Annotated in this window: 20 protein-coding genes and 5 pseudogenes; 8 read left to right on the forward strand and 17 right to left on the reverse strand. The window is 58.8% G+C overall.

Annotation, left to right across the window (positions count from 1 at the left end):
* Positions 1-20: 20 nt before the first annotated feature.
* From HGP14_RS29135 to HGP14_RS29165, 8 genes and pseudogenes are all read right to left on the reverse strand, one after another.
* Positions 21-797, reverse strand: coding sequence for a CoA-transferase (locus tag HGP14_RS29135; RefSeq protein WP_168833339.1), 777 nt, complete (start codon positions 795-797; stop codon positions 21-23).
* A gap of 23 nt (positions 798-820) precedes the next feature.
* Entirely contained in the window at positions 821-1,717 is an 897-nt protein-coding gene (locus HGP14_RS29140) for a CoA transferase subunit A (RefSeq protein ID WP_168833340.1), read from the reverse strand.
* Between the two features lie 86 nt (positions 1,718-1,803).
* Positions 1,804-2,688 (reverse strand): LacI family DNA-binding transcriptional regulator, encoded by an 885-nt coding sequence (locus HGP14_RS29145; RefSeq protein WP_246704647.1) that lies wholly within the window; start codon positions 2,686-2,688, stop codon positions 1,804-1,806.
* Between the two features lie 39 nt (positions 2,689-2,727).
* Positions 2,728-2,880: pseudogene (locus HGP14_RS36805) on the reverse strand (LacI family DNA-binding transcriptional regulator); the annotation flags it as partial.
* A gap of 864 nt (positions 2,881-3,744) precedes the next feature.
* Positions 3,745-3,891, reverse strand: a complete 147-nt coding sequence (locus tag HGP14_RS29150; RefSeq protein WP_080739486.1) for a DUF1127 domain-containing protein — start codon at positions 3,889-3,891, stop codon at positions 3,745-3,747.
* A gap of 846 nt (positions 3,892-4,737) precedes the next feature.
* Positions 4,738-5,640, reverse strand: a complete 903-nt coding sequence (locus tag HGP14_RS29155) for a LysR family transcriptional regulator (protein WP_168833342.1) — start codon at positions 5,638-5,640, stop codon at positions 4,738-4,740.
* Between the two features lie 54 nt (positions 5,641-5,694).
* A complete protein-coding gene (locus HGP14_RS29160; RefSeq protein WP_168833343.1) occupies positions 5,695-6,507 on the reverse strand; it encodes an MBL fold metallo-hydrolase in 813 nt (270 codons plus the stop codon).
* Positions 6,508-6,543: 36 nt separating this feature from the next.
* Complete coding sequence (locus HGP14_RS29165) at positions 6,544-8,151, reverse strand: GMC family oxidoreductase (protein ID WP_168833344.1); 1,608 nt, start codon at positions 8,149-8,151, stop codon at positions 6,544-6,546.
* A 466-nt stretch (positions 8,152-8,617) separates the two neighbouring features.
* Between HGP14_RS29165 and HGP14_RS29170 the strand changes: the two genes are divergently transcribed.
* From HGP14_RS29170 to HGP14_RS29190, 5 genes are all read left to right on the forward strand, one after another.
* Positions 8,618-9,481, forward strand: coding sequence for an ABC transporter ATP-binding protein (locus tag HGP14_RS29170; protein ID WP_246704648.1), 864 nt, complete (start codon positions 8,618-8,620; stop codon positions 9,479-9,481).
* The gene (locus HGP14_RS29175; protein ID WP_246704649.1) at positions 9,459-10,241 is read left to right on the forward strand and encodes an ABC transporter permease; all 783 of its coding nucleotides are present in this window, start codon (positions 9,459-9,461) and stop codon (positions 10,239-10,241) included. Before HGP14_RS29170 ends, HGP14_RS29175 begins: the two co-directional genes overlap by 23 nt.
* Position 10,242: 1 nt before the next feature.
* Positions 10,243-11,031, forward strand: coding sequence for an ABC transporter permease (locus HGP14_RS29180; RefSeq protein WP_246704650.1), 789 nt, complete (start codon positions 10,243-10,245; stop codon positions 11,029-11,031).
* A gap of 48 nt (positions 11,032-11,079) precedes the next feature.
* Complete coding sequence (locus HGP14_RS29185) at positions 11,080-12,036, forward strand: ABC transporter substrate-binding protein (protein ID WP_168833345.1); 957 nt, start codon at positions 11,080-11,082, stop codon at positions 12,034-12,036.
* 101 nt (positions 12,037-12,137) lie between these two features.
* Positions 12,138-13,598: an aldehyde dehydrogenase family protein gene (locus HGP14_RS29190; RefSeq protein WP_168833346.1), complete on the forward strand. Its 1,461-nt coding sequence runs from the start codon at positions 12,138-12,140 to the stop codon at positions 13,596-13,598.
* A 127-nt stretch (positions 13,599-13,725) separates the two neighbouring features.
* On the opposite strand, the pseudogene HGP14_RS29195 reads toward HGP14_RS29190, so the two are convergent.
* Together HGP14_RS29195 and HGP14_RS29200 are read right to left on the reverse strand one after the other, a co-directional pair.
* A pseudogene (locus tag HGP14_RS29195) lies at positions 13,726-13,971 on the reverse strand (IS6 family transposase); the annotation flags it as partial.
* Positions 13,972-14,197: 226 nt separating this feature from the next.
* Positions 14,198-14,398 (reverse strand): annotated as a pseudogene (locus HGP14_RS29200) (IS110 family transposase); the annotation flags it as partial.
* A 72-nt stretch (positions 14,399-14,470) separates the two neighbouring features.
* Here HGP14_RS29200 and HGP14_RS29205 point away from each other — a divergent pair.
* Positions 14,471-14,954, forward strand: a pseudogene (locus tag HGP14_RS29205) (IS5 family transposase); the annotation flags it as partial.
* Between the two features lie 184 nt (positions 14,955-15,138).
* Here HGP14_RS29205 and HGP14_RS29210 read toward each other — a convergent pair.
* Genes HGP14_RS29210 through HGP14_RS29240 form a run of 7 tightly spaced genes read right to left on the reverse strand, consistent with a single transcriptional unit; the run spans position 15,139 to position 20,279 of the window.
* Entirely contained in the window at positions 15,139-15,942 is an 804-nt protein-coding gene (locus HGP14_RS29210) for a transporter substrate-binding domain-containing protein (protein ID WP_168833347.1), read from the reverse strand.
* Positions 15,943-15,964: 22 nt separating this feature from the next.
* Positions 15,965-16,690, reverse strand: coding sequence for an amino acid ABC transporter ATP-binding protein (locus HGP14_RS29215; RefSeq protein ID WP_281408135.1), 726 nt, complete (start codon positions 16,688-16,690; stop codon positions 15,965-15,967).
* A gap of 2 nt (positions 16,691-16,692) precedes the next feature.
* Entirely contained in the window at positions 16,693-17,388 is a 696-nt protein-coding gene (locus tag HGP14_RS29220) for an amino acid ABC transporter permease (protein ID WP_168833348.1), read from the reverse strand.
* Between the two features lie 13 nt (positions 17,389-17,401).
* Complete coding sequence (locus tag HGP14_RS29225) at positions 17,402-18,079, reverse strand: amino acid ABC transporter permease (RefSeq protein WP_168833349.1); 678 nt, start codon at positions 18,077-18,079, stop codon at positions 17,402-17,404.
* Positions 18,076-18,999, reverse strand: coding sequence for an NAD(P)-dependent oxidoreductase (locus HGP14_RS29230; protein WP_168833350.1), 924 nt, complete (start codon positions 18,997-18,999; stop codon positions 18,076-18,078). Before HGP14_RS29230 ends, HGP14_RS29225 begins: the two co-directional genes overlap by 4 nt.
* 42 nt (positions 19,000-19,041) lie before the next feature.
* On the reverse strand, positions 19,042-19,488 hold the full coding sequence (gene rpiB / locus HGP14_RS29235) for a ribose 5-phosphate isomerase B (protein ID WP_168833351.1): 447 nt from the start codon (positions 19,486-19,488) through the stop codon (positions 19,042-19,044).
* Positions 19,485-20,279 (reverse strand): FadR/GntR family transcriptional regulator, encoded by a 795-nt coding sequence (locus HGP14_RS29240; protein WP_168833352.1) that lies wholly within the window; start codon positions 20,277-20,279, stop codon positions 19,485-19,487. The genes rpiB and HGP14_RS29240 overlap by 4 nt, the downstream gene beginning before the upstream one ends.
* 151 nt (positions 20,280-20,430) lie before the next feature.
* On the opposite strand from HGP14_RS29240, the gene HGP14_RS29245 reads away from it, so the two are divergent.
* Positions 20,431-21,330, forward strand: a complete 900-nt coding sequence (locus HGP14_RS29245; protein WP_168833361.1) for a ribokinase — start codon at positions 20,431-20,433, stop codon at positions 21,328-21,330.
* Between the two features lie 139 nt (positions 21,331-21,469).
* Positions 21,470-21,670: pseudogene (locus HGP14_RS29250) on the forward strand (ABC-2 family transporter protein); the annotation flags it as partial.
* Between the last annotated feature and the right edge of the window lie 251 nt (positions 21,671-21,921).

The following is a 21,921-nucleotide window of genomic DNA, read 5'->3' on the forward strand; positions in this document are numbered from 1 at the left end:
TCCGTACCGGACCGTTGCGCTTACGCGCGCAGCAGCGATCGATCTTTATCGATATGCGTCCGGATCAACTGAACCTGTTCGGGCGTTGGTTCCGGAGTAGACTTGGGTGAGCCATCGGACTCCGGCATGAAGCCCATGAGGTCGTGCACTTCTTCGAGGGCCACACCGGGATGCAGAGACCTCAAGCGCATCGAGCCGCCGGTCCCCTTGAAATCGAACACGGCCTTATCGGTTACGCACAGCTGTGGACCGGGGCCAGACAGGTTGTAGCGCTCTCGGCTGACCCCTCGCCGCTGATGGCCGAAGCTCGTTACGAAGTCGACCTCCTCGACAAAAGTGCGACGGCTGAGGTCAACGACGATGATCGGCTTGCGGACGAAAGCCAGATGCTCGGGCTGCGCGAGGCATCCGATGAGGCGGGCGCGGATGCTGCCATCGGGATTATTGATACGAGTAATATTCAGATTGCCATAGCGATCAACCTGCGCGGCGGACTCGAACGAGACATCAAAACGCCCATGGGCGAGCATGTCGATCTTCTGGGACGTCTCGGTGAGCTGGCTTGCGCATCTCCACCGCGTGAAAGAGTCCTGAAGCCAGCTCTCCGGCATCTTGTCCAGATCGGGCGAAAGAAGGTTGCCCCAGTAGAGTGAAGCATTCGGCGCGTGAGCGCTCTGCGCTAGCTTTACAGCCACCACGGGAAGTCCGACAGCAAGGGTAAAGGGCCGCCCCGCCGTGCCGACGCCTGTGAAGACAAGGTCATCGTCCTGAATTTCACGAGCGATGACCGAAGCCATCAGTTCATTAGTAGAGTAATCAGTCATGCTGCACCTCCCACAACCCCAAGCCGCTTTCGCAACGCCTCCAGGCCACCAAATTTGCGCAGGTACTCCTCATGACCTGCAGTCCGAACGAATTCATTGAGGTACGCCTGGGCAGCCTCGGGCGAAGAACCCGCCTTCGCGAAATCGCGGATGTGGTCGACATCCTCGTCATGGATCGTGTCACATGCTAGCGGGTGACCGCCAAACGGCACATGGACGACCGCTTCGACCCATTGGCTCGGGATGTATGTGAGGTTGGGCTGCTCCATGATCTCGCTGTGGTCGACGATTTCCTCGACCGTTACGATGAGCCGCTTCGAGCCTCGCGCGATAATCTGATCGACATCGTCGGAATCTCGGAGCAGCGGCCACTGCACGTTGCCGAACTTGTCGGCACGATATCCATGCATCACCGTGAATTCCGCGTCGATCGCGCGAACGGCGGCGTAGATGTCACCAGTGAACGGGCAGGTCATTTCGGTTACGATAGAGGCATCCTGCCCCATCATATCGGTTCCCAAAATTGCCTTCGTGGGAAAGAATCCTACGCCAGCACAGGCAGCCTGAAATCGTGCGACCATCGTTGATTCCGAAAAGTCGCGAACCTCGACCTTTCCGGCTTCGACGGCACGGCGGAAATTCGGTGCCAGTCCATGCCAGAACAATCCCACATAGACTCCTTCATAGCGATGGAGAAGACCCGCGGCCGCAAGCATGTCGACTGAAACGCCAGTGGCAAATGTGTAGACGGTCAGGTCGCCAATGGACTGCCGTATCATTTCACGAACGGCTGCATTCGGCTGTCGTCGCATGATGTTGCCGCCCAGGGCTACCCTGCTTCCGGACGGAATCCGACTGATCGCTTCCGAAAGCGACACAAATTTCTCTTTCATAGGACCCTTGTCTCCCAGCGGCTATGCAGGCCGCCTTCAAAATAAAAACGTTTCTATACATAATAGAAACGTTTTTATTTTTGCCGTCAATGAGATTTTTGAGGGGGCAGGAAGTTTTTCTGTTGAATCTGGGTGGGATCAGACGAGTTTGCAGTGGTACGGCGGATCACGAGCTCGGTGGAAAAGATGTGAGCCTCACCAGTGAGATTCTCGCCCTTGATCATCCTTACAAGCATTTCGGCGGCACAGACGCCCATTTTACGCCGCGGCGGTCGAGTTGTCGTAAGCTCGACACCCGAAAACTGTGCAAACGGGATATCGTCGGCACCTGTCAAAGACATATCCTCCGGGATTCGGACGTTCATTTCACGCGCCGCCTCTAGGAATCCAAGAGCGTTCATGTCGTTGCTGGCGATGACGGCCGTAGGTCGGTGGCGCATTTTGAAAACGTGCTCCGCAGCCTCGCGACCCGCAGCCAAGCCGTAATCGCTTTTTATAATCAGCGCTTCGTCGTCGTCCAAACCCTTCAGGCGCACGATTGCCCTATAGGCTCGCTGACGTTCTTGTACTGTGCTCGAATCCTGCGGTCCTTCCACCAGCGCGATACGCGTATGCCCAAGATCAATCAGATGATCCATGACAACCTTGATGGCCTGGTGGTTATCTGTTCCGACGTAAGGATCGGGAAACTCGACACTGCGGCGGTGCATGAGCACAAAGGGAACGTCCGACATCAATGAGCGAAATTCCTCGCCGCGCGAGCGCTGCGAAATCAAAATCATCCCATCCACATTTCGATCGCGCATTCCTTCCATCAGCGTTAGCTGACGTGACGCAATATCGTCTGTGTTACAGAGGATGACACTGAGGTTCTCGCGCATCGTGACATCGTCAATCCCACGGAGGTGATCAGCGACAGATGGGTTTGCAACGTCTGCAACGAGTACGCCGATAGCCGAGGTGCGGTTCATTCTGAGGCCCCGTGCGATCGGAGACGCGCGGTATCCGAGGCGCTCTGCGACCTCCCTGACCCGTCGTTTCGTTTCTTCTGTCACAAGGCTGCTGTTTGACAGAGCGTTGGATACTGTGGACAGTGCGAGGCCACACTCCTGCGCGACGTCTTTGATTGTAACGCGTTTACGCGGCTTATCCTCGAGGGGCATGGCATACCTTGAAATGCAATCGGTTGAAAATCGTGGCGGTCAGCGCCGCCCCCTCGGCATGCCAAAAAGCGATAATCCGCTCAGTCGGACTGCGGGATTAACATCAGAATAGGTTTCGCGGACGGTGGGCTCGGGATAATGCACCGCCCGCCGGTCTATGCAGTCAAACATTCCCGTGTCCCCTTCTTGCCGCCAATGAAAACGATTTTATTGCGAAATACGCGCGTAGGGCAAGCTAAATCGGCTAACAGTGCCATGTCTTGTTCATCCGGGCGCTGTAGCCGTCTGGAAGTTTGGACGATTTCCAAAGATCACGCATCCCACACGGTTCGGAATCGTAAGCACCGCGGAGCTCTAGGCGGTCGAGGTGATCTTCGTGCCGTCGAGTATTCTTTCAAGCGACCTGTCCGGTTGCTCGGCGTCACGCTTTCGTCACTGACGATGGAAGATGCCGGCGCTGCGGAGATCCAGTCCCAACTCGATCTCGGTATCTGACGCAGATGCCCAGAAACGAAAAAGCGTGCCGCGGGAGGAGGTCCGGCAGGCTTTTCGAAAAGAACCGAACAGCGACTGGGAGGAGGAGTGCCGCTGTTCCTACAAGACGTCCCTAGGAGGAGTGGGCCGTCTGAAACTCGAAGCTCTGCCGGAGGCAGGTGAATCACTTCGATAAACCCAGTTATATACCGCCCGTGGTCAATTCCCATGCTTTATGCTGCACTGCAGCTATGCAAGAAACACAAGTCGGAAAGGCTTGCCCTGGAACGACGGCCAAAACAGATCCCAACATGGGAAACCGACGCAAAAACGCCCGCGTCATCAGCGGGCGTCGAGCGGTCTCGAAGACTAGATACTGTGTGCGTGCGGTTAGCGCGCGATCGATGCGCGGGCAACGCTGCGGATGTCAGCGCGGTCGATGCCGAGGTCCTGCAGTTCACGGCTGGACATACGGCCAAGTTCGTTAACGGTCTGACGGAACTTGCGCCAATTGTTGAAAGAGCGTGCTACGTTCATGATAATCCCCTTTCCTGAGGGCTCTGACGTCAGTAACCTTGCTTGGCTCCGACGTCGTTTCGATGATTGGAATATAGACATTTCAATCGGTTTAAAACAGCAACAATCCCTCACCCCACCTATGCACGGAGCGCATAGGATCTTCAGTTTTCGCGGGCAATGCTTATAAGACTGGCGCGCCATGAGCTCGGAGGCGCGTCTCAGAGGAGAAACTCAATGCTGTAAGCTGCTCGCGACGACAGGTGCGCCGAATTCCTTAGCGTCCGAAATTTGCGATTTATTACGGACGCCATAACCCGGATGACCGCCTTGATGAGAGCAGAACCTGAGACCCCGTCATTCGACATCTGGCGCAGTTGAAAGGATTAGAACCAACGACCCAGCCAATCAGATTACACCGTAATGTCTCGCTTTGCCGAAACTATCGTTGATTATCATACAGGGCCATGTTGCCTGCCAGCCATTCTTTGGCCACTAGCATTGTTTGTCGATTCGCGTTCAAGGCGCATTCTCACAGCATCGATTTATCGGACACGCTATGAAAAGTTCCTCGCGCAAGAAGCCGGGCTCTACACTTCGCGACAAGGTATCGGGTATTCTCGAGATGCTGCATGCACTGTCAAAACCGAATATCGCCTGGTATCGACGACTGTCGAAAAAGCATCGACCACTGCACCCGAGAGCACTCCCCAGCGTCTTTGAAGCCGTTTGGGGCTTCTTCATTGCCCGAAAATTCGATCGCGCATGTGATTTTGCGCCACAATCTCGGCGGAAATTAACCAGAAAAACAACGCGGCGGCAGTAGTTTCAATTCTCGCTACCCGCTCCAGACGTACAGCCCGGCAGTCAAACCGGCTTGCGTTTGAACTCTTCCCGCAAGTAGTTGATAAACAAACGGGCACGGTAAGGAAGATAGCGTGAGTCCTGATAAACGATATAGAGGGGCCGCTTCGTGCATTCGTAATCGGGCAAAACCTGACGCAGCGTGCCAAAGGCCAGATCGTGGCGGATGGCATAGAGCGGCAGCATAGCCACACCTGCCGACTGGACGACGGTGTCACGCAGGAAGGTGACGCTGTTCGTGAAGATCGAACCTCGGACCCGGACCGAGGCGGTTTCGCCCTGCCGGTGAAACCGCCAGATCGAATCGTTGGCATAAGACCGATGCACAAGGCAATTGTGCGCCTTCAGATCGGACGGTTTGTCTATCGCGGGGTGGCTGTCGAAATAATCTTTGCCGGCGCACAATACCCAGTCGGTCTCTCCGATCTTGGCGTTAATTAGATTAGCATCGTCCAGGTCATCCATCGAAAGACCGAGGTCAAAATCCCCCTCGAAGAAATCAGACGGCGCAAAGCCGCGGCCCAGTAAGATGAGCGTAAAATGTATCCCCGGATATTTTTTTGAAAACTCAACGATTGCCGGCCCCAAGCGCAGATTGCCGAAACCCATGGAGGCCATGATCTTCAAATGACCTCTTTCACCGGCCTGTTCTTCGGCAAGGCGCCCCTCCACTTCCACCAACCCCTGAAGTAATGCCGAACAGCTTTTGAGGTATTCCGCGCCGGCCTCCGTCAGCACGAGGGATCGGGTGGTACGCCGGACCAGCAGCACCCCGAGATGGTCTTCCAACTGCTTGAGATGCGCGCTTGCAAGCGACCTGGAAATCCCGAGTTCATGCGCCGCTCGCGCCAAGCTTCCCGACTTGGTTATTTGCAAGAAAGTGCCGATGATCTTGAGTCTGTCCATTATTCCGCAGCTTGCCTACCGAAAATCTCGGGCCGTCCACAGGGCCGTGCCGTGTCAGGTGTCCGGCAGCAAGGTATATCCGGCACGGCTGCGTTCCAAGCGCGCAAATCCCGGCGCATCAAAATGGGCGCCCGCCAGAGCCAGGCCTTCGTTACTGACGGTATCGAAGACGCGCATCCGGGTGGCGGCAGCCATCTCGGGATCGACATCAAAGATCAGAGCGGTCTGCGGCAGCGGAACCTGAAGTTTCGCGAAATGGACGATGTCGCCCCAGACGAGTACGGGCCCCGTGGTGCCGCTGACACGCCAACTGCAATGGCCGGGAGTATGGCCCGGCGCCGGTACGGCCTCGATCCCCGGAAGGCCCTCGCCCCCCTTCACGGTTCGAAGCCGCTCGATATACGGCCCCAGCGACCGCTTCGCATTGCGGAAATTCCGCGTCAGGCGGTCACTGGCATTCGCCGGCAACGTGCCCAGCCAGAAGTTCACCTCGTTTTCATGGATGAGCAGGCCGGCATTGGGAAAGACCGCTTTTCCCTCCCGATCGGTCAACCCGTTCGAATGATCGGGATGAATATGGGTCAGCACCACATGGTCAACGTCGCTGGCTTCGACGCCCAGAGCGTGCAGGCTTTCCAGTATCCTGCCATGCGACGGCCGCGCGGTCTCTCCGCCGCCCGTATCGACCAGCACGGTCATGGTCGGTGAGCGCAGCAGAAACCCGAAGACCGGGATCGGGATCTTCTGACCAACCGGAATCCCCAGCAGTTCCTCAACCTGTTCCGCCGGCTGGTTGCGGACGGCATCATGAGCGGACAGCAACTCTCCGTCGCTTACCGCGTCGATCCTCCATAGGCTATCCACCACGCGCTCCTCCCTGTTGACGCGGTCGTCTATACATCATCAGCCCGCGCGAATGGAATCGGAGATTTTCTCGGCGATCATGATAACCGCAGCGTTGATATGGCCGCTGGGCATGTCTGGCATGACGGAGGCATCGACGACGCGCAAGCCCTCCATGCCCCGGAGCTTCAGATCCACGTCTACGACGCTTGTCTCGTCTGTACCCATCTTGCAGGTACCGGCCGGATGGTTTGCGGTGATCGCCGTCTGCCGCAGGAGCGCTTCGACCTCGGCATCGCTGTTGGGCGCCTTTTTCGGTGTGACCTCCCGCCCTCGGAAAGCGTCGAGCCCCCGCTGATGCGCAAGCTCGCGGCCGAGCTTATAGCCATCGCGCAGGGTTTCGAGGTCGCCAGGCTCGGAAAACGGATTGAAGTGGATCAACGGCGCATCCCGGTTGTCGGCAGAGCGCAACCGAACGGTACCACGGCTTTTCGGATGCAGCAGGCAGGGCCGGATACCAAAGCCGTCGGTATAGGCCGGCTTGATTCCCGGAAACCACAGGTCGGCCTGCATCGGTAGCCCACGGAACATGAATTCGATGTCGGGGACAGGCTGGGTCGCGGTGGTTTTGATAAAGGCATGCAGTCCCCCAGGAACGACGGTACCCGGACCGGTGCCGCTAAGATAAGCCTGGACCATCGCAAAGGCCATACGATCGAAACGCAACGTCTGGCGCAGCTCCGATGGCGGGTCAAGCCGCTCGTACATGTTCAGCGCCGCCATGTGATCTTGCAGATTCTCGCCCACCGGCAGTGAGACCAGCGGTCGGATTCCGCTGGATTCGAGATGCGCGGCAGGACCGATGCCCGACCGCATCAGAAGCTTTGGAGAGTTGAACGCGCCTGCGGACAGGATCACCTCTCTTGCCGCGCGTGCATCCACCGTTCTGCCACCTTGCCGATAGCGGATGCCGCGTGCCTTCAAGTTTTCGATGATGATGGTATCAACATCGACACCCGTGACGAGCGTCAGGTTTTTTCGGGACCGGACCGGCTTCAGAAAGGCGTTCGCCGTCGAGGCGCGCCGTCCGCGGGCGATGGTGTACTGACTGCGGCCAATGCCGACGGGCGGCTCTGAATTATAGTCGTCGAGGATCGGCAGCCCCATTTCGTTGGCTGCCGCCTGCCAGGCGGCATACAGCGGATCATCCGTTCGGGCATATTCCACCCCGAGCGGGCCGTCCGTGCCCCGCCATTCGCTGGCCTCGCCCGCCCAGGTTTCTGAGCGACGGAAATACGGCAAGCAGTCGGCATAGGACCAGCCGGGTGCGCCGTTGCTGGCCCATCGGTCGTAGTCTCCGGGATGGCCGCGGGTATAGGCCATGACATTGATCGAGGAAGATCCACCCAGCACCTTGCCACGGGGCGCCTTCAGTGACCGCCCATCGAGACCCGGTTCCGGTTCGGACGCATATCCCCAGTCATAGAGCCCCCAAGCCAGAAGCTTGCCCATGCCCAGCGGAATATGGATGAAGGGATGCCGGTCCGGCGGGCCTGCCTCCAGCAGCAAAACCTTAGTGTGTCCGTCTTCGGTCAACCTGTTCGCCAGGACACAACCGGCCGATCCGGCGCCGACCACGATGAAATCGAATTCTAGATGTGGACTCATGTCTCCCCGACCAATTGTTTATGTTTTCGGCCGCATCAGCTTTCCAACATCGGGATATGCCAGCAGCCGGGCAATGCCCTCCTCTGCCGCCGCAGCCAGGATTTTGGGTTACAGAAAACACTCCTATACCCACAGCACTCCACGGGCGCGGCAGCCCGGCGTGCGGCGTAAATGACCACCGTCGCCTGTCCGTCCCTAACCAGTTTGCCCGGCATTGTGTAGGCGCGCTCTCTTGCATGCTCTGTCGCGATTCGCTGCACAATCGATGGAATTATTGTCCAAGAAATCTTCACATAGCGTGCAATCAGGCACATCTTTTCAGCCTGCCGGGCCTTTGCTAGGGCTATACAACATCGCAAAGTTCATCGGCTGTGGTAACAAAGCGCCACAAAAGAGGGCCGTCGAGCAGGCCCCCGCTAAACAAGTGTGTGCAAAACTGAAAGTCCAAACATGGGAGGAGCATTGTTTGGCTGAAGAATATACCAAAACGGTGCGCGAAGCTTCGTTTGAAAAATCCAGGCCGGCCGCAGGGTCACCGCTGGTCATTCGCAACGCGGTCAAGCGCTTTGCCTCGAAAGGGGGCGAGGTCACGGCGGTCAGCGATATGTCTTTCGATGTTGCTACGGGCCAATTCGTTTCTGTAATCGGCCCTTCGGGCTGCGGGAAATCGACCCTGTTCAATATGATTGGCGGCCTTGTTGACAGCTACGAGGGCGATGTTTTGGTTCAAGGGCAGCGGGTAAGCGGCCCCCACCCCGCCGTCGGCCTGGTTTTTCAGGAGGAATCGACCTTTCCCTGGCTAAACGTGATCGACAACGTCACCTTCCCGCTCGAACTGCGGAAGATTCCGCGCACGGAAAGATACAACCAGGCCCGGGAGTTCATTGCAATGGTCGGGCTGGCGGGGTTTGAGCATAGCATGCCTTACGAATTGTCGGGCGGCATGAAGCAGCGCGTTTCGATTGCACGGACACTCATTACCCACCCGCAAATTTTGCTGATGGATGAGCCCTTCGCGGCACTGGACGAGCAGACCAGAGTGCTCCTGGGTGAGAAGATTACGGAAATCCAGCAGAAACTCAAGCAGACCACGCTGCTGATCACGCACAACCTGACCGAAGCCGTGCAGCTTTCGGACCGAATCGTCATCATGACCTACCGTCCCGGCCGGGTGAAGCGTATCATCGATATCGACCTGCCGCGGCCGCGCACCGCAGAAGTCGTGTCGAGTGACGCTTTCGGGCATTATGTCGCGGAAGTTTGGTCTGACCTGCGCGAAGAAGCCTCCAGAGGTATGGTGGAGTCCGATGGATCGAAGGCGCCGCACTAAGATGGAGGGACGCTTCGATCTCCGGCGTTATCCGGTTGCTGTCGGAATCGCAACCGTCGCCGTGCTGACTGTCTTGCTCGAAAATGCGCTGCGGCTCGGCCTCCTCAATCGCTATGTTGTTCCTTTGCCGAGTGAAGTCCTGCTCAACCTGCCGCGGCTGTTTACTGAGGAGGCGATCCTGCAGCGATTTTTCGATACGGGATTCCGCATGCTGGTCTCCTGCATCCTTGTCGTCGGCATCGCCGTGCCGACCGGCGCATTGCTTTGGCGCTACCGACTGCTTCGCCGGGCGGTCATCGATTGGGTGGCGGCCTTGGCCGCAGCTCCGGTGGTCCTGGCTTTTCCATTGTTCCTGGTGATGTTCGGCCGGAGCACCGCGACGGTCGTGATCATGTCACTGATTACCGGGCTGGCGCCCCTGGTCATCAAGACCGTCGAAGGGTTGACCACGGTACGGCCCGTTCTGATCAATGTCGGGCGCAGCATGCGCCTTTCGTCGATGCAGATGTTCTGGAAGATCCTGTTGCCGGCTGCACTGCCGGCAATCTTTACCGGCATCAAGATCAGTTGGACCTATGTCCTGATCAGCGTGGTCGGCATCGAATACCTCATTAATCTCGGCGGTTTGGGCGCGCTCATCAATGAACTGGTCGAGCGTTACGACCTTCCTGGCACATATTCGTCGATACTGCTCGTCGTGCTCCTCAGCGTCATTTATTTCATGGCGCTCGAACGGATCGAGAAATGGGTTCGGAGGTAGAATGACGCAGAATCTCCCCCGCGCCTGTCCGTCGGCCCGGCTCCTCGGCTGGCCCACCGGTGTAAACGCCATCAGGGTGTCCATCATCTGTACTGTCGCGATCCTGTGGGAGGCGGTGGTCAATTCTGGGCTGGTCTATAGCGGCGTGATGCCGTCACTAGTCGCCATCGCCAGATCGACCGTCGGCATCTTTGCCACAGCGGAGTTCTACGGCAATTTACAGATCAGCGCGCTAGAGGTGGCCCTTTCTCTTGTGATCGGAACTGTCACCGGCGTCTTTGTCGGCGTCCTTTTGGGGGCGAGCCGGGTCCTCTCGCGGGCCTATGAGCCTTATATCTACTATTTAGGCCCCACGCCCCGGATCATTTTTCTGCCAATCATGATCATGCTGTTCGGTCTCGGGATCGGATCGAAGGTGGCGCTCGGGGCTTTGTCCTGCTTCTTCGTGCTGGCACTGATTTCGGCGAACAGCATGCGTCAGATCAATCCGACGCTGATCCGGGTGGGGCGATCGTTGCAGGCAAAGCCGCTGCAAATGGTCACCAAGATCTATTTGCCAGCGATGCGCGCGCCCATCCTGAACGGCGTCCGGCTCGGCTTCGGTACCGCCATGCTGACCTGCATCCTGGCTGAAACCAAGCTTTCGAATGCCGGTCTCGGCTTCATGCTGATGCAGTTTTATTCACAATTCAACATGCCAGCGCTCTACGGAATGCTTGTCGTGATCTTCGTCATCGCCGGTATGGGGAACGGCGCTCTTGGCAGGCTTGCGGATGGCCGGGCTCGCTAGCATGCCAAGGGAACCCAATATCTAACGATCAAAATAGGGAGGAGTTTTATGTTTCGGAAAACAATGGCCACTTTGGCGTTTCTTTCTGTCGCCGCGTTGAGCGCAGGAGCGCAGGCTGAGGATCATATCAAGATTGCCGCAGGCGGCAAAGGTCTCGGAGAAACCGAGATTGTCGCGATCGGGCAGAAGCAGGGGATTTTCGCCAAGCACGGCATTGCCCTCGACGTCTTCTATACCGCTGGCACCGGGGAGACGATCCAGGCGATCGTATCTGGTGCGGCGGATCTCGGCGTCTCGGTCGGGGTTCTTGGCGTGGTCGGCGCCTATGCCAAGAACGCACCGCTGCGGATTATCGGCGCAAGCTATACCGGCGATTCGAACCTGTTCTGGTATGTCAAATCAGATTCGGCGATCAAGGAGCCGAAGGATGCCGCAGGAAAGACCGTCGCCTATTCCACCAACGGCTCCTCTGCGAACAACGTGGTGCTGCAAATGCAGCAATATCTGGGCGTGAAATTCGCCCCGACTGCGACTGGCGCGGCGCCGGCCACACTGACCCAGGTGATGACTGGCCAGGTCGATGTAGGCTGGTCCGGTGCGCCGTTCGGCGTGGCCCAGATCGCTTCGGGCGAGATCCGAGTGCTGTGGCGCGCGTCCGATGTTCCGGCACTCGCGAGCCAGACATCGCGCGTTTTGATCGCCAACACCGCATTCCTCGACGGCAAGGCGGAACTCGTCGGCCGCTTCATGGACGCCTATCGGGAGACGGTTGACTGGATCTATTCCAGCGCCGCCGGAGCCCAAGCCTATGGCGACGCATGCGGCGTGTCGCTGGAGGTCGCGAAGCAGACGCTGAAGGATTTCGTAACGAAGGCTTCCGCGGATCCGGACGCGGTCCAAGACCTCGACGGGATCATGACAGCTTCAACGGAGCTGAAATATCTCTCCGCCCCCCTCAGCAAGGGACAGATCGCTGAACTGATCCAGATTCCGCCTCGCAAATAAGGCGTCCCGGATCGCTCGGGTGGCGGCGTGCGCCTCCCGAGCGAAACTATCTGCCGTTACATCGGCCTACCCCGCCCCTATCACAGAACAGGAGCCATAGAATGAGCGCCCATGCACCAGCCGAGACTGTCGGCAAGATGCTGATCGATGGCAAGATGGTCGAAAGCGAAGGCGGAGGCTGGCTGCATTCGGTCAGTCCGGCCGATGAGACTCTGCTCGGTCGGGTGCCGATTGGCACCGCCGCCGACATGAACGCCGCCGTCGAGGCCGCCGAACGCGCGCAGCCGGCATGGGCGGCCCTGCCGGTCGCAAAGCGGGTGGGTCATCTCAAGGCCCTGGCCGATGCGATCCTGGCCCGGCGCGAGGAATTCGCGGTGCTGGAGGCGCTGGATACCGGCAACACGGTTGGCCCAATGCGGCGGGATGTCGAGAATGCGGTCGAACGCATCCATTTCGCCTGCGGTCTGGCACATGAGATCAAAGGAGAAACGATCCCGAACGGCGGCGCCAACATCCATATGACGCTGCGCGTACCCTATGGTGTGGTGGGGCGGATCATTCCTTTCAACCATCCCATCGGCTTTGCCGCCTCGCGGATTGCCCCTGTACTCGTCACCGGCAACACCACCGTTATCAAACCGTCCGAGCAGAGCCCGCTATCGGCTTCGCTGCTGGGGGAGCTCTGCGCCGCCCACCTACCGGCGGGCACCGTAAACATCGTGACCGGCGGACTCGAGACAGGCGAAACGCTGGTCCGCCACCCGCGCGTCAAGCGCATTGGCTTCATCGGGTCGGCCGCGACGGGCATGGCTATCCAGCGTGCCGCCGCCGAGACAGCGGTCAAGCACGTGACACTGGAACTGGGCGGAAAGAATCCGCTGATCGTCTGGCCTGACGCCAACCTGGACAAGGCTGTGGCTGCCGCCGTCTCGGGTATGAATTTCGGCTGGCAAGGGCAATCCTGCGGCTCGACCAGCCGGTTGATGCTGCATGAGGACATTCACGACGCCTTTGTCGAGCGTGTGCTGGAGCATGTGCGTGCGATCCGCGTGGGTCATCCACTGAACGATGGCGTGACCATGGGGCCGATCAACTCCAAGGCACAATACGAAAAGGTGCTGTCCTATATCCGGCTGGGCCAAGAAGAAGGGGCGCGCCTGATCTTTGGCGGCAGCCGCCCACAGGGCGATGCATTCGAGCGTGGCTACTGGGTCGAGCCTACCATCTTTGCCGATGTGGCCATGTCGATGCGGCTGGCGCGCGAAGAGATCTTCGGGCCGGTTCTGTCAATCCTGAAATGGAGAGACAAGGACGATGTCATCGCGATGGCAAATGACATCGATCTCGGTCTGACCGCCTCGGTCTGGACCCGCGACCTCAACCGCGCGCTGCATGCGGCGCAGAGGCTGGAGGCGGGCTATATCTGGATCAACGGCGTCGGCACCCATTTCCGTGGCGTGCCCTATGGCGGGTTCAAGAACAGCGGCGTTGGACGCGAGGAAGGACTGGACGAACTCCTCAGCTATACCGAGGTCAAGGCGGTCAACATCCTGCTTGACTGAACGGCATGGCTTGGCTCCTGGAGGCGAACCGTAACAATAGGATCGAGGTCGCGCGAATAGATCATGATGAGGACGGTGGCGTCGCGTTAAGCTATTGAGGGACGCAGCAAGGGATTACGGACTCGTTTTATGCGCCAGTCGACAAGGTGATTTCCGCCCAGACAGCTATGGCGGCAGCACGAATATCGCGGTGATCGGCGGCTGTCAGATGTTTGCGGTGAAGATGGAACAGATTGGAAATCGGGCCGTGAATGGAGACGAAGCGCTGGCATTGGCCTGCCGACTTGAAACGCGTGAGACTTCGCTCTCGTCGTCGTACAGTGTCGTTTGGCACTTCTGTGGTTGCCGCCCGATTGGCAAGAAATTTCTGACTTTCTTTGACGTGTGATCGAGTGCGGTCTTCTGTCAGGCCTTGTTGCGGCGTTTGCAAAGGCCGCCGGCCGGTATGGTGATCCGCGGAGCGGGTCCAAATCTTAATCCCGAGCTTGCAGGCTCAACGTGCCAAACTCCTGTTGCCGATCGGTTCGATCATGCGCCCATTCAGGTCGTCGACTTCTCACACCTCTTTGCCAGTCCTGGTTATCCGCGGCAGTTTCCTTTCACGCCGCCATTGCCAGATCTGGGTCTCGATAATCTTCCTGCTTCGTCAGCATGGCCCATATTGGCCGAGCCATCTTGTTCGCCAGTGCGATCGCCACCGGCATGCGCGGCTTCTTCGCGAGCATCCGCGAAACCCACGATCCTTGTACTCGCGGTTTGCGACCCGCCCGACTCAGGCGCGCCATTGCCCCGATGATTAGGGCGTAAAATCATAAAATCGCTTGGTGTTTTTCGCCTATCGTGATTCAAGGCTTCCGAATGAGGGAGCCTCTATGACGCGTCGCCGCTACGAACTCACCGATCACGAATGGTCGATCCTGTCGCCGCTGTTGCCCAACAAGCCCCGCGGCGTTCCTCGGGTCGATGATCGGCGAGTGCTGAACGGCATCCTCTGGCGGTTCCGAACGGGCTCGCCCTGGGCGGAAATCCCGAGCGCTACGGTCCGTCGACCACCTGCTACAACCGCTTCGTCCGCTGGCGGAAGGCCGGTGTCTGGGATCGGCTTCTTGAAGCGGTTTCCGAGGCTTACGATGGCGACATCGTCATGATCGACTCGACCTGTGTCCGCGTTCACCAGCATGCGGCCACGGGAAAAAGGGGGATGGAGATGATGGCGGCATCGGACGTTCCCGCGGCGGGCTTACGAGCAAAATCCACGCGCTCGTCGATGCCGAAGGTCGCCCCGTTACCCTGCGCCTGACCGGTGGACAGATCGCCGACTGCACCGAGGCCGACGCGGTGACGAACGGTACAGGGCTTCACTTTGGATGAGAATGGAAATGGATCCTTCACCGCAATCCGGAACAACAGCTTAGTCACGCGTTGCTCCGCAACTCGGCCCCGAACTAGGCGCCTGCGCCGATCCTGCGAAGGCCGTGTGCGTGCTTGAATCAAATACTGATGCGTCCCGCTCCGTGCGGGACGCATCATCATCAGCCGTTTACTGCGCGTCGACGATTTCCTTCGGAAGAGGAGAACCGTGGAATTTCTGATAGATGCTGTTCAGATTTCCATTCTTCAGGTTCGTCTTGATCCAGTCATTGATCTTCGCCAGGAGCTCCGGCTCGTCCTTGCGGACGCCGATCGCCAGGTCGAGGACCTTGATGGTGATCTTCGGCTCGAAAGCCTTCTGCGTGTTTTTGTCGTGGATCTGCTTCACGAGGGTCGCCGAGGTCGAAATGATGGCGGCCTGGCCGGAAAGAGCAGCGGTGACCAGGGTCGCATCGTCATCATAGCGCGCGACGGTAAAGCCCTTCTCGGCGGCAATCTTCGTCAGGTCGGTATCCTGGGTCGTGCCGCGCGTGACGGTGACCGTCTTCCCCTTCAGGTCCGCCCAGTCCTTGATCGGCGACGAGGCCGGCGCTGCGATCACCGAAAGAAGGCCTGCATAGGGAATCGAGAAATCAATGACCTGCTGGCGTTCGGGCGTTACGGACAATGTGGAAATGACGATATCGGCCTTCTTCGTCTGCAGGTTAGGAATGCGCGTCGCGCCCGTGGTCTGGATGAATTCCAGCTGCAGCCCCCAGTCCTTGGCAAGAAGCGCTGCCGTTTCCACGTCAGAGCCGGTCGGTTTGAGGTTGGCGTCCAGCATGCCGGACGGCGGGATGCCCATATCGGTCGAGATCCTTATTTTTCCCGACGCCATGATGTCGCTGAGCTCGTCGGCCGAAGCCGTCGTGACGCCAAACGCCGCCAGGGCGCCGGCCAGGCCCGCAAGGGCCAATAGATTGCGAAGTTTCATGATTCTCCTCCTGTTATGATGATTAGAGATCGTGACTGAGAAATTCCCGGAGCTCTTCCGTCGAAGGGTTGTTGAGAATGTCAGCCTTGCCTTGTTCGTGAACGAGGCCCTGGTGCATGAAGACCACCTTGCTGGCGACCTTGCGTGCGAAGTTCATTTCATGGGTGACCATGATCATCGTCATCCCGCTGATGGCCAGCTGCTCGATCACTCTGAGGACCTCGCCGGTCAGCTTCGGATCGAGCGCGGAGGTTACCTCATCGAAAAGCATCACCTTCGGCTCCATCGCGAGGGACCTGGCGATGGCGGCGCGCTGCTGCTGTCCGCCGGACAGTTGCTCCGGGTAGTTGTCGATCTTGTCGTGAAGGCCCACGCGCTCGAGGGCGCTGCGTGCCAGCTCGCCGGCCTCTACCTTTGCCAGCCCTTTCACCGAGCGCGGTGCAAGCATGACGTTCTGCCCGATGGTCAGGTGCGGAAAGAGATTGTAGCTCTGGAACACGATGCCGACGTCCAGCCGCAGCTTCCTGAGATCCAGCTTGGGATCGTGGACGCTGTGGCTTGCCACCTCGATCCTGCCGCTATCGACGATCTCCAGCCGGTCGATGCATCTTAGCGCCGTGCTCTTGCCCGAGCCGCTCGCGCCGATCAGGGTTGCGACCTCGCCCTTGTCGACCGAAAAGGTTACGCCCTTGAGAACCGAGACGGCACCGAAACTCTTCTTAACATTATCAAGTGAAATCATTGGCATGGTCAGGCTCTTTCAAGGCTCTCGACTGCACCCGGTCTTGCGTTCCGGCTCCGCTTTGCCACGCCTCCCTGCTCCAGCCGGCGGCTGAAGACGGAGAGCGGAAAGCACAGGCAGAAATAAAGGCCGGCGACGATGAGGTAGATGAGAAATGGTTCGAAGATCGAATTGTTGATCAATTGTCCGGCGCGCGTGAGCTCGACAAAGCCCACTACCGAGGCAAGCGAGGTGTTCTTGACGATCTGAACGCTGAAGCCGACGGTGGGCGGGGTCGCTAAGCGAATGGCCTGCGGCAGGATGACCTTGAACATGCGCTGGGGCCGGGACAGGGCTAGGCATTCGGCAGCTTCCCACTGCGCCTTCGGAACGGCCTCGAGGCAGCCTCGCCAAATTTCGCCAAGATAGGCGCTGACATAGATCGTCAACGATACGCCGGCCGCAAAAAGCGGCGTGATCGAAAATCCCAGCGTCGGCAGACCGAAATAGATGATGAACATGATCACCAGCAGCGGCGTGCCCTGGATGAGCTGAACGTAACCACCCGTCAAAATTCGAACAACGCGCGATGGCGTGATGCGTCCAAGCGCGACGACAAAGCCCGCAAGACCTCCGCCAATGAATGCCATTGCGGTCAGGACAACGGTCCACCAGGCGCCGACGAGGAGGAATTCCAGATGATGGATATTGAATGAGATGGTCATTGAGATGCCCTCTTCATAGAGACGTTCCAAGGCGGCGACGCCGTGGAAACAGCGCCATGCCCAAGGCCCAGAAGCTTGTTCGCATGGCGATGGACAGCGCGAGATAGAGCATCGCGACGACGATGTAGGTTTCAAAGGGCCGGTATGTATCCGACTGGATGAAATTGGCGGCAGCCGTCAGCTCTTCCGTCGAGATCTGCGAGGTCACCGAAGATGCCAACATCAGAAGAATGAACTGGCTGGTGAGCGACGGGTAGACCCGCTCCATCGCCGGCCGCAGTCCAACGTGCCAGTAGAGCTGGACGGGAGACAGGCCGAGGCATTCGCCAGCCTCCCATTGGCCCTTTTGGATAGAGTCGAAGCCGGCGCGCATGATCTCCGCGGTGTAGGCTCCGACATTTACCGTCAAGGCGATGATGGCGACAAAGATTGCGGAAAACGAAAAGCCGAGGCTCGACAGTCCGAAGTAGATGACGAATATCTGCACCAGGAACGGCGTGTTCCTGATGCTCTCCACATAGACCGCCGCCGCACGACGCAGAAATGGTCCTCCCGAACGGCGCGCAATCGCGCACAGAGTTCCGATCAGAAAGCCGGTCAGAGTCGTAATCACGGCAAGCTTGGCCGTCAGGACAAGCCCGCCAAGCAGCATGTCCCAACGCTGGAGGACAACGGAAAACTCGAAAGTCATTGACGGCTATCCATGACAGCAGCCTGTCGCTTGTCCTGCCCGGTCATCCGGTCATAGACCCGGAACAACGCCTGGTTTCCATTCGCCCCCTCGCCATGGGCCCGCGCCTCGACATATTGAGCCGTTACCAGGGCCGTTGCCGGCAACGGAACATCGTTCTGGCCCGCCATTTCGAGAACAAGGCGCAAGTCCTTCAGCATCAGATCGATGCGGAAACCGGCCTTCGCATCGCCGTCGATCATCGAAGGCCCGAGCTTGTCCAGCATCCACGAGGCCGCCGACCCGCCAAGCAGCACCTCGCGCATCTGCGACAGGTCGACGCCGCTTGCCCTGCCCAGCGCAAGCGCCTCGCAGACGGCCTGAATATTGACAGCGCAAATCAGCTGATTGCATAGCTTCACCGTCTGACCCGCGCCGGACGCGCCGACATGGGTGACGGTCGTTCCCATGGTTTCCAGCACCGCCCGAGCCCGGTCGAAGGCTTGGGCATCGCCACCGACCATGATCGTGAGCGTCGCATTTTTTGCCCCAATCGGGCCGCCGGAGACGGGCGCGTCCAGCAGGGCGATACCTTTTGCCGAGAGATCGCCAGCCATCTTGCGCGTTGCCTCGGGCGAGATCGTGCTCATGTCGATGAAAACGCCGGCGCTCTTCATGTTCGCCAGGATGCCATCGGCATAGACGACGTCCTGGACCTGCGGGGTGTTCGGCAGCATCGAAATCGCGATGTCCGCATCCCTGACCGCTTCAGCGACGGACCCGCAGGCTACAGCGCCCTGCTCCTCGAGAGCACTGCAGGCGTCGGCCACGATGTCGAACACGGCGACCGCATATCCGGCCGCAACCAGATGTCCGGCCATCTCGCGTCCCATTACGCCAAGTCCCAGGAATGCCAGTCGCGGCAATCGCTCTTGCGTCATGCGCCTATTCCTTTCCAAATTTCATCTCGGCCGTGATCTGCTTCACACGCCCTTTTCAAGAGCGGCGAGCTTCTCCACGCGACGGACGAAATCTTCGTTTCGGTCAAATTCTGCACCGAGATAGGCGGCGACGAGATCGCGGGCGAGCCACGGCCCGACGATCTGCGCGCCGATACACATGACATTGACGTCGTCATGCTCGACACTCTGATGCGCGGAATGAACATCGTGGCAAACCGCGGCCCGGATCCCGTTGATCTTGTTGGCGGCGATGGCCGCACCGACGCCCGTGCCGCAAACGAGAAGCCCGCGCTGTGCCGCACCTTCGCGCACCTTCGTGCAGACGAGCCGGGCGATATCGGGAAAGTCGACGGGATCGGGCGTGAAGCTGCCGATGTCTTCGACCTCGTGGCCAACCTCTTGCAGATAAGCAACGACCTCCCCCTTCAGAGGAAACCCTGCATGGTCGCTGCCGATTACGATCTTCATTGGCCTATTTCTTTCCGTGTTAAATGACTTAGGATTACTTTGACGGTGCCGCAGCCCGTCCCCGCGACGCGCAGGCTTGCGCGACGTCGAAAATCGGCGCCGATTTCGAAATGCTTGGCGAGAAGCGTGTCTGCAGCGGCAGCATCGCGGGCAACGATCGCCTCGAGAATGAGGCGGTGATGATCGACGAGGAATTCCTCTATCCCTTCGATCTGGATGATCTTTTCGCGCCGCTCCAGATGCGAGCGCATCATCAGCTGAGCGATGGAGGCATAGATCGTCACCAGCGTCGGCGAGTGCGACGCCTGGACGATGGCCTCATGAAAACGGAAGTCAGCCTGACCTCCCTTTTCGGGCTCATGGATCGTCTCGATGATACTGCCGAGCGCATCTGTCAGGTTCGCCAGATCCTGCTCCGTCGCGCGCTGGCATGCGAGACGAACCGCATGATGCTCGATGGCCTTTCGCGCCTCCATGATGTCGCCGATGACATCGGCCTGATGGGCGAGCATAAAGCTGAACACATCGCCCAGCGCCGTCACATCCGGCCGCTTTACGACCGTTCCGACACCGTGGCGGATCTCCACCGCCCCGACCATCGCCAGCGCGCGAAGCGCCTCCCTGAGAACGGGACGGCTGACATTGAGCTGCGCGGCCAGCTCTCGTTCCGGCAAGAGCAGATCGCCCGCCTTCAACTTTCCCGAGATAAGCTGATCCCGCAGGAATGATACGACGCGACTGTGTGCCCCTTCTTCAGATGCGGATCTTCGAATTGGGTTTTCAGTTATCATGTATCTTCCCTTCAGTGGTATTACCTCTTATATGTCCACGAGCAAAAGCGAGTCAACATCATTTACTAAAAACCATTTCAAACGATTCGTTCGCTCTAAATTTCAATTTAACCAGGCATTGAAGGCCAAGGGTGGCAACAGGGGACACTCAGTGATTATAGTACTTGGATCCATCAACATCGATCTGGTGACCACAACAGACCGCCTCCCCTGCCCAGGCGAAACGATATGCGGCAGCCAATTTTACACCTCTTCAGGTGGCAAAGGAGCGAACCAGGCCTTAGCTGCGCGTCGGGCGGGAAGCAGGGTCCGGATGGTTGGCGCGGTCGGCACCGACCAGTTCGGAAGCTCAGCCATCTCGGCCCTTCAGGATGCGGGCATCGATCTCTCCGCGGTCAGCAATTCCGCAGCACAGACGGGAACCGCCTCCATCTATGTGGCAGCCGACGGAGAAAACACCATCATTGTCGTCCCAGGCGCAAACGAAACGATCGGACGGGCTGAAGCTGCCGAAGCCGTTCAGGCGATGGGCGAGGGGGATATCCTGATGATGCAAATGGAATTGCGGCCCGACGCCATGGAGGCCGCGATACGAGCCGCCAAAGACAAGGGCGTTCAAACCATGCTCAACATAGCGCCGATGAGCGAGAGGGCCGCGGATCTGGCAACCCTCGTCGACATCGTCGTCGCCAACGAAACAGAGTTCGACCTCCTGGTCGGCAAAGCGATCACCAGCCCGCAGGAGCGTATCGAACTGCTGAAGCTGCAGCACGAAAAACAAGGCCAGACGATCGTCGTTACCTTAGGTTCCGAAGGCGCGATAGCAATCCGCTCCGGCGAAATCTTCACGGCAGCGGGACTGCGCATTTCACCGGTCGACACGGTCGGAGCAGGCGATACATTCTGCGGATACCTTGCCTCGTCACTGGACCAGGGCGTGGACTTCGGGGCCGCCCTGCGCAAGGCAGCAGTCGCCGGGTCGCTCGCTTGCCTGGCGAGAGGCGCCCAGGCGGCGATACCGTATGTACCGGATGTCGACGCCCGCGTCTGAGTTTGGCAGCGGTAGTAGGGGCCGCATCCGGCTAAGTTCTTGAGGGAAATCGGCCGGACGGACCTTTAAAGCGCCTCGTCCAGGACAATCAGATTGAGCTGCGTCACGCGGGCGTTCGGTCCTTGCAAAGCTGCAAAGAGGAATCCAGATCACTTTCATCACCGCCGTTCCGTTCCACGTTAGCCAGTCCGTCCCCGTCGGCGCCATGCTCGCCAAACCCGTCCCGATTCTTGGAGAGTGGGCTGGTTTGACGGCTCTGGCCGCTGGTCCAGTTTGGGTGCTTCTTGCCGTCGCGCACTGGAAATATGCCACGAACAAATATCAGGGTGGCGGCGGTTGATCTTTCTGCAAGGGGGAAGTTTTTTAGCCACGTCGCTATCGACAGGGGCAAGGCAGGTCGTCCTCGTTCAACACGGACCGCGTCACATATTACGATCATTTAAAGCAAACGCCAAAGTAGAAGCTCTTGAGATCCCATCAGGGGTGGATAGCGGCCTGCACCGTGTCAGAGTGAGGTCGCTTCTGTAACGGGCTTTCCCGAGTCAATCCCTTATGAGCTCAATCCCTCGCCGAGTGCTTGCTTCTGTCCGC

It is taken from the genome of Rhizobium sp. P32RR-XVIII, from assembly GCF_012641395.1.
Lineage (GTDB): Bacteria > Pseudomonadota > Alphaproteobacteria > Rhizobiales > Rhizobiaceae > Rhizobium.